Consider the following 11,873-nt stretch of genomic DNA (forward strand, 5'->3'; position numbering starts at 1 on the left):
GGTGATGCTGAACTTCTCGGCGTGGACAGGTCACTGGAGGTAGCGGGTGGAACGGGGCGCCCTGATCGCGGAGGACCCGACGGCTCGACGCGACTAACGAGGCGCGTGTGTCCTGGCGGCTGGAGAGGGCACCGGGGGCCGGCAGCGGGGCAGCGTGGCCGCTACGAGGGGCGTGGGCGATCCTGCGGCCTCTAGGCTAGGGCAGGGTGTCGTCCCTCCGGGCGAGGAAGTCCTGCAGTTCGCGGTGACGGAACTGGTAGGCCACCCCGGCCCTTCGCAGCAGCCCGGCTCGGGTGCACCAGTCCAGGAAACGGCCCAGCCGCAGTGGCAACCATCGCCCTGAGCCGCGCCGGGTGGACAACAGCAGCGCGACGTACCACCAGCCGACCTCACCGCTGTAGAACGTCAGCGCGGCCCCGCATCCGAGCCCGGCCCAAAGCCCGGTCCTGAGTCCGGACTCCAGCCCGTGCGTGAGCCCGTCCATGAGTCCCGTCGTGGGCAGGTGGCCGAAGTCGAACGCCCCGCCGAGCACGCTCAAGAAGATGAGCGACCCGACAGTGAGTCCAACCAGGAGCGGGACCGTGAATTTGGGTTCGTGCCCGTCAACCCCCTGAAAGCTGATCGCCCCGAGGTAGAGCCCGAACAAGGTCCCCAGTCCGATCCCGTGAACCAGCCTGATTTCGAAGTCGGCTGCGAATTGTGCGTGGAGGCCGGCTATGAGCCCTTCGTAGAGTCTGAGAACCACCCCGAACGAGAAGATTCCTACGAACACGACAGCGAAGTCGACCGCGACGCCCTTGGTCATTTGGTGAGTGCCATTGAAGCGAGAGCTGCTCATGGGGGACCATCTCTTCACCCCGTCCGGCCTCACCCAAGTCCTCAGCCCGAGCATGACTGATCCGGCCAAGACCCCCAGGGCCGGCGGAAAATCAGGGTTCCAGAACCACCCCACCGCAGTCACGGCCAGGGCAATGGCCGCGGCGACAGCGGTGACAACGGCGCGTATCCGACGGTTGCCAGCCAGGGGCCACAGTTCGGCGAGCACGATATCGGTGCTCGGCAGCGGCGCCTCGCCGGGAGGCCGGCCGGGGGTGGCATTCCGGTCGAGGTAGCGGGCCAGAACCGTCAGCCAGGCGCGGACACGCTCCGGGTTGTACGGAGCATGGTCGCGGTGCACGGCGCTGAACGCGGTGGCTGCGGGAATGAGCAGGTTCAGGAGGTGCTCGCCCACCGCTTCGGGGGTATTCAGGGCTGGGGCGAGCAGGGCGTCCGGATGGCGCGGGTATGCCCCACTGCCGGGGGCGCGCTGTTCATAGACCGTGGCGGCCAGGGTCAGGCGCCAGGGCGTGGACAGGCCGGTGGCCAGAGGGCTGGCCGGGGCGGAGGCAAGGGCGTCCAGGACGTTCTGCCACCGGTCGGCGTCATCGACGCGGTCGGTCAGGAAGTCCCACGCGGTCGCGGCGTCCAGCGGGACGAGCTCGATACGCGCTGCGTCATGCGCCCACTCGCGCGCCGTGAGAAGGGCTTCATACGCACTGCTGCGGCAGGTCAGGACCAGCTGCCCCTTGGCCGTACCCCGCTGGTAGGCGTTCAGGGCCCGAAGCGCCAGGGCCGCACGGGAGGTGTAGCCCGGCTGGGGCGTGGTGTCCATCTCGTCCAGGCCGTCGAGCACCGGCAGCACTCTCCGGTCCTTCACCAAGGCGTGGGCCGCCTTCTCGGACACACCGTACGTGGTCATCAGGTGGCGGGCGATCCACTCCTCCAGGGCACGGCCGGTGTCGAAGGTGGACAGCGACAATCGTATGGGGACTGCATCGCCCGGCGAACGGCGCTGAAGGAGGACGAGCATGAGCTGCAGGGCCAGAACGGTTTTACCGGCGCCCGGGGCGCCCGTGATGACCAGCCGGCCCGGCTCCAGCCGTCGGTAGTAGTCGGCAATGTCGTTGAGTGTCCCGCGCGGGGCAGCACCCGACGCCTCGTGCCCGGGGGCTCCGTAGTGGACGAAGGGGACGTTGATGGTCCGGTCGTGCGCGCCCAGCAACTGCCGCCACGAAGCGCTTTCCGCGTCCAGCACCTCCACCGCCAGCCGGTCGGCGTTCTCCGCGAGATCGGTCTCCTGCCAGCGCAGCGCTTGCACCGCCATCCAGCCCGACCACAACGCGGCGGCTAGGGACACCAGGCCCACGGTCAGCCCGGCCGGATCAACATCCCCTGTGCCCGCCCCCGGTATCGACCACAGTGCGACAACGACGGCCACACCCAGCATCAGCGCCGTGGCCACTCCGAACCCGCGCGCCTGCCAACGCCTGCCCCTCATCGACCGCCCCGTCAGCCAGCGAAGACCAACATCTTCTGCTAATAGCCTAGTTATTGCGGGGCGGCTGGTGCCGTGGATGCGGCCCGGGCCAGGGAGCGGTCACACAAACTTGACGCATCTGTGAGCGCTGGGGACCATCCCCGCGGGGGTGGTCCCGCCATGAGGGCAGGGACGTCACCTCTGTCTCGTTCTGGTCGGGCCGCTCACGCCCCGACTCCCTGATATGGCAGTCCCCCGGCCAGACCCCCCTTGACGCCGACAGCAGGCACATCAGCCTGTCAGTGACCTCCACCATCCCAACCACCCACACAGGTGGATGACCAGATCCGACAGTAGGAGAGGCCCGGAGGCAGCGGCAGCCCGGAACAGCGTCTGGTACTTCAGCTGCTTTCAGCCTCCGAAAACGGAGCAGGACCACGGACTACACCGAGCGGCGCCGCCCCTGCACCAGGCGCTGCACATGCAGCAGACGCAGCATTCCAGAGGAAGGAGAGGTCTGGGGTGCTGCCCCGAACAGTGGATGGTCTGAGCAGAGGTCCCAGGCGTTAGGCGAGGTGGCCATACCCGGCATCGCCACATGCTCTGGAGATGGACGCGTTTCCTCGGCGCTCTTCTCGCCTTGTACGGGTTGTACGTCGCCTACTGCCTCGTCGATGGCATCGCCAGCTGACCGGTGGATGAGTCGACCTGCACAAGGGGTGCCAGGCGGCCCGAAATCCTTGCTGGCAGTCGGCTCGGCCAGCCGCAGTCGCGGTGGTAGAGGCCCATCACTGGGATGAGCGCCCTTGGGCCCGTTCCTGAACCAGGCGGATACGCTCCAGGTGTCGGGCGGGGATTGACGGTTCCTGCTCGAACACCCCGTGCATACGCGGGCGATTCCGCTCACTGTGGTCCGGCCGGCCATGCGGTCGCGCCTGGTCCCCTCCTCCCTCCCCCCGGTGCCGCCTCATCCTCACCATGCTTCCACGCGCCGACGGCACCGGCATGGACCACATGCTCGTGGCGATGACGATCCTCCTCGACGACGGCCTTCGACCCTTGTCCATGCTTCGACGGCGAGATTGTGTGGCTCGCCGGCCCATGCCTGCGGCGCCGAGGCGGCCGATGGGCTGGACATGCTAAGGAATCTGGGTGCTGGGCGTCAGTGAGTCCGCCTCGTTGTCTTTCCACGGTGCGCCAACTGTCCGGGGAGGCAAGAGCTTTGTCCCGGACAAGGGGATCGTGCCTGGTGGGGCAGGGGAGCCACGTCCCGGACAGGCGAGGGAGTACCGAACCGTGGCGTCCGGTTCCTACCGTCCCCTGGCATGGAAACCACACGCAGAGCAATGTTGCGAAACCTGGCCACGGCTTCGGTGATGGCAGCGGCCGGGGGCTTATGGACGCCCGGGAAGGCGAAGGCAGCCCAGGCCCTCCCCGCGGTGCCGGATGCGCCGACGAAGGAAGCCTTCTCGGTGACGTCGCGCCTGCACCCGATAGGCAGCAGGCGAAAGTACACGGACCTCATCGACGACCGCACACCGGCCCTATGCCTGACGCTCGGTCGGGTGCGGGCTTCGCCGCGGCGGTACGGGTGCTGGGCGCGGCGGAGGACGTGGCCCGTGATCTTCAGGCGACCCGTGTCCCGTCCTCCGCCACGATCGGGTCGCTGGACGGCGGCCCCGCCTGATCCGAAAGGGCGGGGTAGTCGTTGTAGCCGGCGGCCCCGCCCACGTACATGAAGTACCGGTCCCGGACCGGGTTGAGGGGTGCGCCGAGGCGCAGCCGGGTGACGAGGTCCGGGTTGGCGAGGAAGGGTCGGCCGAGGGCCACCAGGTCGGCGCCGGCCGCCAGCATCTCCCGCGTGGCCCGGGTGACGGCCTGCGTGGACAGGTCGGTCAGGTCCGGGTTGCCGATCAGGACGCCGGGCCAGTCGGCGCGGATCCGCCGGTACCAGCCGGTCGCCGGGTCGGAGCGCACCAGGTGCAGATAGGAGAGGTCCAGCCCCTTCAGGCGGTCCAGGAGCGCGGCGTAGAGGCCGTCGGTGTCCTCCTCCCAGACACCGTTGACCGTGCTCGCGGGGGAGATGCGGATGCCCACCCGGTCCGCGCCGATCGCGTCGGCCACCGCCTCGGTCACCTCCGCCGCGAACCGCACCCGCCGCACGGCGGAGCCGCCGTAGCTGTCGGTGCGGCGGTTGGTGTTGTCCGCGAGGAACTGGTGCAGCAGCATCCCGTTGGCCGAGTGCACCTCCACGCCCTCGAAGCCTGCGTCGACGGCCCGGCGTGCGGCGGCGGCGAAGTCGGCGATCGTGTCCCGGATGTCGTCCGTCGTCATCGCGCGCGGGACGGCGGCCTGCAGGTGGCCCTGCGGTGTGAAGATCCTCTCCGGCAGCGGGACGGGAGAGGGTGCGAGGGGCGTGAGGCCGGTGGTCGCCGGGTGGCTGACCCGGCCCCCGTGCTGGAGCTGCAGGAACATCCGCCCGCCGGCTGCCCGCACCGCGTCGGTGACCCGCCGCCAGCCGGCCGCGTGCCGGCCGGTGTGGATCGCGGTGATGTCCGGGTACGTCTGTCCGGCCGGGTTGGGCGTCGAGCCCTCGGCGATGATCAGTCCGGCCGAGGCGCGCTGTGCGTAGTGGGTGACCATCAGGTCCGTCGGGGTGCCGTCGGCCTCCGCGCGGTTCCGGGTCAGCGGCGCCATCACGAGGTGGTTGGGGAGGGCGAGTCGGCCGAGTGGGGCGGGGGCGAGGAAGTCCGTTGTCCGCGTCATGCAGGCACGGTAAAACTTGACACTGATGTGAGGTTCAAGCCCTCTTCCCGGCGGAGGCGGACATGCGGATCGGTGAACTGGCCCGGCGCACCGGCGTGAGCGAGCGGTCGCTGCGCTACTACGAGACCCAGGGGTTGCTCACCGCCGAGCGCACCCCCGGCGGCCACCGCGACTACCCGGAGTGGGCCGTCGACCGGGTCATCCGGATCCAGGAGTTGTACGCGGCCGGACTGCACAGCGAGAAGATCCGGCAGCTGCTGCCCTGCATGCGCGACCGGGACGGCGGACCCTCCGCGATCGCCACCCCGCGCCTGGTGCAGGACCTGACCGCCGAGCGGGACCGGATCGACCGCGTGATCGCCGATCTGCGCCGCTCCCGGGAGACCCTGGACGAGGTCATCCGCACGGCCCGGGACGCCTGAGCTTGTTCTTCAACCTCTGAGCCCGTCAGTTCGACAGGGCAGCCGGGAACACCTCGTGGTGAGCCGTCAGCTGGTCGGCGACGAAGGCCCGGCAGGACTCGGTGGCCTGTTCGATGACGCCGGGCAGTTCAGCGCGGTCCTGCGGGGAGAGGCCGTCGTAGCTGTCGGCGAGGATCCGCAGTCGTGTCGGGACGTCCAGTCCTGTGGGATAGAGAGCCGCCTCGGACGTGGGATCGAGCATGGGTACCCAGTAGCGGGCGGTCATGGCGACGTCTCACGCTGCTCGGCCGGGGGCCGCCATGTCGAAAGCGATCAGGGCTGCGGCACGGCCGTCGCGGCAGACGACGTTTTCCGGGCACACATCGTTGTGGCACAGCATCGAACAGGTTGGGCCGGTCCACCAGCCACCACAGCGCCCGCGCCTCCGCGATCGTCGCCGCGGTGTCGTGCGCGAGCCGGGGATCGACCTCGATGGAGACCCGCCCGTCGACGCCGTCCCTCGCGTCGTAGACGGGGCGCAGCACGTCGCAGGCCCACCGGACGTCGGTTGTGGTCAGCGCCCGCAGCGCCTCCCCGACGCCGACTCCGCGGGCCGTCAGGTCGCGGATCTGCGCGTCGTACGCGTCACCGCTCGTGATGGCCTTGGCGAAGATCGTCGGATTCGTGGTCACCCCTACGACCCGGTCCCGCGCGACCAGGTCCGCCAGACTCCTGGAGACCAGGCGCTCGGCTGAGATCGTCCAGCCAGATCGACACTCCGGCATCGCTCAGTGTGTTCAAGGGATTCATGACGCCGCCGCTCCTCCCGCGCGCGAGGCGGAGTGAGGAGTTCAAGGCTTCCTGCTAGCTCGTCCGCGGCCCGCACCAGAGCTTGCCTGTCGCTCCATCGTCTCTGGAAGGCGAGCGGCCCGCAATCCACACACCGGGTAGGCCCGGGTCGGCCGGACTGCACGGCTCGCCGGCCGCTCCATGCCGTCCGGGCGGGGCTGACACCGAAAACGCTCGGATGCTCGCAGTGCGGGGGGAAGTTATTTGGGGTGTATTGGTGCTGAAGCCCGTTGACCGGGCAACTTGGCCTCAAGGTCACCGACAGGGACCAATGCTCCCGCTTATCGGCACCCAGCTTCTGCCGAGACGAACTCAGCCGCCATGAAGTCAGCGCTCACCGTGGGTCTGGACGGCTCCCCCGAGAGCCTGGCCGCGAGGTCACGGTACGCACGTGCGAGCGCGTGCTCAGAGCCCGCTCCAACCGTGTCGACACCCGGCACGGGGACGGCTTCACCCTCATCGAGGGCCGGGATCCCAGCGGCCTGCCCGTGCTGGTGGCCTATCCAGGACCCGACGAAGTGGCGCGGCTCGAGATCATCGCTCGCTACTACGTATGACGCCCACCAGGAGGACCCTCGATGGCACACAAAAGGACCGTCCACGTCCGCCGCGTCTACGAGGAGCCCGCGCAGACCGACGGCACCAGAGTGCTGGTCGACCGCATCTGGCCCCGGGGAATGACCAAGGAGCACGCCCACCTCGACGAGTGGTGCAAGCAGGTCGCACCCTCCACGGAGCTGCGCAAGTGGTACAGCCACGACCCTGAACGATTCCCTGAATTCAGCCGCCGCTACCGGACAGAGCTCAAAGATCCCGAGCACGCAGACGCTGTGGCGCACCTGCGCGAGCTTGCCCAGAACCGGACCCTGACACTGCTCACCGCAACCAAGCATCCCGAGATCAGCGAAGCCGAAGTGCTCGCGGAGCTGCTCCGGGGCTGACGGCACGGGGGTGAGCTCCACTCTCGCGCCGAGCCTGGAGGTGCCACGTCATCGCTGGCGGCCAATCAGAGGAACGGGGCGTGGTGGCGTACGGCTGCCGCTCCTCCTATGGGACTCCGCAGATCCCGCGCAGATCCGGGAGGACTGCCATGGCGACCACGACAAACCTGCTCGAGATGCTCTCGCCCGCACACCGCGACCGGTTGCTGGCATGCGCGACCGATGTGTCCTTCCCCGCGAGCGCCCGCATCTTCGAGGAGGGCAGCAAGGCCGACCGGTTCTGGATCATCCGCACCGGCATGGTCACCCTCGACGTCCACGTCCCTGGCCGCCGGGCAGCGACCGTCGATGCCCTTGGCCCAGGCCGATTGCTCGGCTGGTCGTGGCTCGTCCCACCGCACACCTGGCAGCTCGGCGCTCAGGCACACGGCCCGGTCCACACACTGGAATTCGACACCGCGGCAGTGCACACCATGTGCGAGGAAGACCCGGTGCTGGGGCAGGCGATCGCCCGCTGTGTCGCCACCGTGGTCGGTAACCGGCTCCAATCCACCCGGACGCGACTGCTGGACCTTTACGGACCGGTCGGCAGCGGGCCCCCGCCCTGACCGGCAACTCGGTTCCATGTGCTGCCACAAGGAGGCGTTGTGAGCTCGCGCAGCGCTCGCGCACAGATCGGCCGATAATGGAATCGATCGACTTCGGCGAGACGTGAAACACGTCGCGTCTTGGGACTGCATATGAACGATCAACCCATGCAGATGAACGGTCCCCCGCCCGTCGTCGGACTGGTCGGCGAGAGCCTGCTACCCGTCACCGACGAGGCCGAGTGGGCGGCCGTGTCTCCGCGGCAGATCACACCCGAGCAGTGGCAGACGTTCGAGGGCTACATCAAGGAAATCTTCGAGGCGCTCGGCCTGGCCGTCGGATCCACGGCCACCACAGACACCCCCCGCCGCTTCCTGCGTGCCCTCTTCGACGCCACCAGCGGGTACGAAGGCGACGAGAAGCTGGTCACCGCCTTCGAGACCGAATGCCACGGCGGTTCGGACTGCCGGATCAGCCAGATCGTCGAAGGACCGATCCCGTTCTTCGCCCTCTGCGAGCACCACGCTCTGCCGTTCTTCGGCAGGGCGTACATCGGCTACATCGCACACGAGCACATCCTCGGCCTGTCCAAGCTGACCAGGCTGGTGCGGCTGTTCGCCCGCCGCTTCTCGGTGCAGGAGCGCATCGGCCGCCAGCTCGCCGAATCGTTGCAGCAGATCCTGCTGCCGCACGGCGTCGCGGTCCACTTGGAAGCGGTGCATCTATGCACGCAGATGCGCGGCGTGCGGGAGATCGAGTCCAGCACCCGTACCACCCACTGGCGGGGCACCTACGACGAGGACCCGCAACTGCGCGGCGAATTCTTCACGCTGTGCGGGCAGCGGGGCTTGGCCGGACATGGCTGACCACAGCGCCGCGCATACCGCCGGACCGGTACGGACAAGCTTGTCGGAGCCTCTGGAGTTGCTGTACGAGGAGTCCGGGCAGCCCCGCTTCGGCCTGCCCCCTGCGCTCGCCACGGCCTACGGTGGCGATCTGGGCTTCACCCCGCCGTGCGTGTACGCGAACTTCGTCACCTCCATCGACGGAGTGGTCGCCCTCGGTCCCGAATACCCCTCCTCCGGCTCGGCGATCAGCGGGCGCGAACCCGCGGACCGTTTCGTCATGGGACTGCTGCGCGCCTGCGCCGACGCCGTACTCATCGGAGCCGGCACACTCCGGGCCACCCCCCGTCACCGGTGGACACCCGACCACGTCTGTCCCCAGGCCGCCCCCGACTTCGCCGAGCTGCGACGCAGCCTTCGCCGCCCCACCCAGCCACAACTGGTCGTCGTCACCGCGAGCGGCGACCTGCCCACCCAGCACCCAGCGTTGCAGTCGGGCGCACTCGTGACCACCACCCTGGCCGGTGCCCGCCGACTGGAAGGACGCCTGCCCGCCGCGTGCACGGTACTCACCAGCGATGGGCCAACCGTTCGCCTTGCCGACGTCCTCGCGGCTCTCCGCGCTCACGGACACACCTCGGTACTTACCGAAGGCGGACCACACCTCATCGGCAACCTACTCAGTGAGAGCCTGCTGGATGAACTGTTCCTCACGACATCCCCGGTGCTCGCCGGCCGTGCCGATACCTCCCGACCCGGGCTGATCGCCGGGCTCAACCTGCTGCCGAACCAACCGGCATGGATGGATCTGACCAGCGTCCGGCGACGGGATTCGTATCTGTTCCTCCGCTACCGACGTCGTTCCCCGCGCACGCGCGCCAGCCCGCAAGCAGCGTTGGACGGCTGACGGCACTGTCTCCGGCACCGAGTGCTCCGGCATCGCCCCTGAAGGCAGCACACGCATGCGTCCCTGACGTCGGAGCGCTCCTGGCCGACGAGGGTGCGCTGCGCACCGACATGATCAGGAAGGAAAGCCCATGGAGCTCTTCCCGCCGATTCCGCTCGCCGAATGGCGGGACTGCAAGGAGACGCTGCATCGGTTCGTGCAGATCGTCGGCAAGATCCGGCTCGCCTCCAGCGTTCGGCGTAACCACTGGTGGAATGTGCCCTTCCACCTCACGGGGCGTGGCATCACCACGCGTCCGATGGGGCAGACCGAAGGTCATCCGTTCACCATCGACTTCGACTTCGTCCGCCACCAGCTGGTGGCCGCTTCGCTGGACGGCACAGAGGTGTCCTTTCCGCTCTCCGGCCGGTCCGTGGCGTCCTTCCACCGCGCGACCCTGGACGCTATGGCTGCGCTGGGTGTCCGGGTGGACATCCCGGCCCCCCATCCGTTCGACTTGCCGGACGCAGCCCGGCCCTTCGCCGACGACACCGAACATGCGGCCTACGATCCCGTGCAGGTCAACCGCTATTGGCGAGTCCTGAGCCAGGTGGCACTGGTACTGGAGGAGTTCGCGGCTGGATTCTCGGGGAAGGCCAGCCCTGTGCACCACTTCTGGCACACCTTTGACATTGCCTACAGCCGGTTCTCCGGAAGGCACGTCGAACAGCCGGCGGAGGCCGACTCGGTCACCCGCGAGGCGTACTCCCGTGAGGTGATCAGTTTCGGCTTCTGGTTCGGGGACGACACGTTCCCCGAGCCCGCCTTCTACTCTTACACCTCGCCGGAACCCCCAGGGCTGGCGGAGGAGCCGCTCGCGCCGAAAACCGCCCGGTGGGTGGCGCGCAACGGCAGCCACCTGGCCGTGCTCCGCTACGACGATGCCCGCGCCGAAGCAGACCCGCGCGGCGCAGTGCTCGCCTTCTACGACAGCGCCTACCGGGCCGGAGCCGAGCGTGCCGACTGGGACGTGGCCAGGCTGGCCTGCCCTGGAGGAATTACAGACCAGCACTCGGACCCGGCCGTGACCCGCGGCTGATTCAGTTCCGGCCGTTCCCATTCGCCCATGGGGCTCTCAGTGCAGATGCCGCCGCCAGTCGGTAAGGACCTTGTCCTTGGGGCCAGGCACCGGCTGCGATTCCGGGCGTGAGGTGGGCGGCGACAGTTGCGGCGCCTCGAAAAACGTCTCGGTCTCGACGTCCCAGACCAGCTCTCTCCGGGTTCGAAGCTGGTCAAGATGGGATGCCCGGCCTCATGCGTGTGCCTCGTGCCGTGCCGGGAGGGTGCGGAATCGCAGCACCCGATATGCCCGCAGGCGGCACAGCGCCGCAAGTGCAACCACCACCCGGGGCCGTCGCCCGCCAAACACTCCATCCAGCCGCTGTCGTGCTTCCATGGCCCCACCTGCGGCGCAACCGCGGCGACCGGCCCGCCCCTGCCCTTCCTCAGTGGTTCCGCCAATGATCCGTGGGGGAAGGCCATGTCGCCCGGATGCCGACCAGCGTGGCGGGCCGCTCATGCTCGGGAAGCACGGCGCTTGTCCGGGCCGGGTTCCGTGTGGCGCTGGGCGATGTCGGCGACGATTTCGCGGAACTTCTTCTCGGCCAGGGGGTAGGTCACCATGATGGCGATCGCGGGGATGATGACCAGGGCCGGGACAGCCCCGGCTGCAATCCTGATCGCGATGACGGCGCTGTCGCTTTGGGTGGCGGCGCCGGATTCGTAGCCTCCGATAACAGACCCTCCTCGACCTGGGCCTGGGCTACCTCAGCCTCAGCGAGGCGACTCCCGCCCTGTCCGGCGGCGAGACGCAGCGGCTCAAGCTCGCCACCGAACTCGACCGCGCCCAGCACGACGCCCTGTTCGTCCTGGATGAACCCAGCGTCGGCATGCTCCCGCTCGACGTCCGCGTCCTCCTCGGCGTGCTGCAGCAACTGGTCGACAACGAGGCCACCGTCGTCTTCATCGAGCACGACCTCGACATGATCGCCAACGCCGACTTCGTGATCGACCTCGGCCCCGGCGGCTGCGTGCACGGCGGACGCATCACCGCCACCGGCACCCCCGACCAGATCGCCGACAGCCCCGACAGCGTCACCCGGGAACAGGCGGTGCGGCCGGCACGGTTGCATCGACCGAGGGTCCGGCGCCGCACGGGCGGGGAACACGGAGACCACAAGGCCGTCCGCCCCACCAGGACCCGGGCCCCACGAGCGCGGTACGCCCGCCGCGCACTCGGAC

The 11,873-nt window shown here is 68.9% G+C and carries 9 protein-coding genes and 4 pseudogenes; 8 read left to right on the forward strand and 5 right to left on the reverse strand.

Annotated elements, in window-relative coordinates; genetic code table 11:
- Positions 1 to 196 precede the first annotated feature (196 nt).
- Positions 197 to 2,281 (reverse strand): NACHT domain-containing protein, encoded by a 2,085-nt coding sequence (locus tag ACZ7L0_RS37655; protein ID WP_471247070.1) that lies wholly within the window; start codon positions 2,279 to 2,281, stop codon positions 197 to 199.
- Between the two features lie 1,641 nt (positions 2,282 to 3,922).
- Positions 3,923 to 5,062, reverse strand: a complete 1,140-nt coding sequence (locus ACZ7L0_RS37660; RefSeq protein WP_471247071.1) for an alkene reductase — start codon at positions 5,060 to 5,062, stop codon at positions 3,923 to 3,925.
- A gap of 62 nt (positions 5,063 to 5,124) precedes the next feature.
- On the opposite strand from ACZ7L0_RS37660, the gene ACZ7L0_RS37665 reads away from it, so the two are divergent.
- Positions 5,125 to 5,484 carry a MerR family transcriptional regulator gene (locus ACZ7L0_RS37665; protein WP_471247072.1) on the forward strand — a complete coding sequence of 120 codons (360 nt, stop codon included), beginning with the start codon at positions 5,125 to 5,127 and terminating at the stop codon, positions 5,482 to 5,484.
- A gap of 31 nt (positions 5,485 to 5,515) precedes the next feature.
- On the opposite strand, the pseudogene ACZ7L0_RS37670 reads toward ACZ7L0_RS37665, so the two are convergent.
- Both ACZ7L0_RS37670 and ACZ7L0_RS37675 read right to left on the reverse strand, forming a co-directional pair.
- Positions 5,516 to 5,866, reverse strand: a pseudogene (locus ACZ7L0_RS37670) (phosphotransferase); the annotation flags it as partial.
- A pseudogene (locus tag ACZ7L0_RS37675) lies at positions 5,853 to 6,273 on the reverse strand (transaldolase family protein); the annotation flags it as partial. The pseudogenes ACZ7L0_RS37675 and ACZ7L0_RS37670, both read right to left, overlap by 14 nt.
- A 440-nt stretch (positions 6,274 to 6,713) precedes the next feature.
- Between ACZ7L0_RS37675 and ACZ7L0_RS37680 the strand changes: the two are divergent.
- From ACZ7L0_RS37680 to ACZ7L0_RS37705, 6 genes are all read left to right on the forward strand, one after another.
- Positions 6,714 to 6,869: a hypothetical protein gene (locus tag ACZ7L0_RS37680; RefSeq protein WP_471247073.1), complete on the forward strand. Its 156-nt coding sequence runs from the start codon at positions 6,714 to 6,716 to the stop codon at positions 6,867 to 6,869.
- Positions 6,870 to 6,890: 21 nt separating this feature from the next.
- Positions 6,891 to 7,253, forward strand: coding sequence for a DUF488 domain-containing protein (locus tag ACZ7L0_RS37685; protein WP_471247074.1), 363 nt, complete (start codon positions 6,891 to 6,893; stop codon positions 7,251 to 7,253).
- A 149-nt stretch (positions 7,254 to 7,402) separates the two neighbouring features.
- A complete protein-coding gene (locus ACZ7L0_RS37690) occupies positions 7,403 to 7,861 on the forward strand; it encodes a Crp/Fnr family transcriptional regulator (RefSeq protein ID WP_471247075.1) in 459 nt (152 codons plus the stop codon).
- A gap of 147 nt (positions 7,862 to 8,008) precedes the next feature.
- Complete coding sequence (folE, locus tag ACZ7L0_RS37695; RefSeq protein WP_471247076.1) at positions 8,009 to 8,707, forward strand: GTP cyclohydrolase I; 699 nt, start codon at positions 8,009 to 8,011, stop codon at positions 8,705 to 8,707.
- A 58-nt stretch (positions 8,708 to 8,765) separates the two neighbouring features.
- A complete protein-coding gene (locus tag ACZ7L0_RS37700) occupies positions 8,766 to 9,593 on the forward strand; it encodes a dihydrofolate reductase family protein (protein ID WP_471247077.1) in 828 nt (275 codons plus the stop codon).
- A 130-nt stretch (positions 9,594 to 9,723) separates the two neighbouring features.
- Entirely contained in the window at positions 9,724 to 10,671 is a 948-nt protein-coding gene (locus ACZ7L0_RS37705) for a DUF5996 family protein (protein ID WP_471247078.1), read from the forward strand.
- A 36-nt stretch (positions 10,672 to 10,707) separates the two neighbouring features.
- Here the strand turns inward: ACZ7L0_RS37705 and ACZ7L0_RS37710 are convergent.
- Positions 10,708 to 11,006 (reverse strand): annotated as a pseudogene (locus ACZ7L0_RS37710) (UBP-type zinc finger domain-containing protein).
- A 515-nt stretch (positions 11,007 to 11,521) separates the two neighbouring features.
- Here ACZ7L0_RS37710 and ACZ7L0_RS37715 point away from each other — a divergent pair.
- Positions 11,522 to 11,873, forward strand: a pseudogene (locus tag ACZ7L0_RS37715) (hypothetical protein); the annotation flags it as partial.

Source organism: Streptomyces sp. NPDC039424 (genome assembly GCF_055639495.1).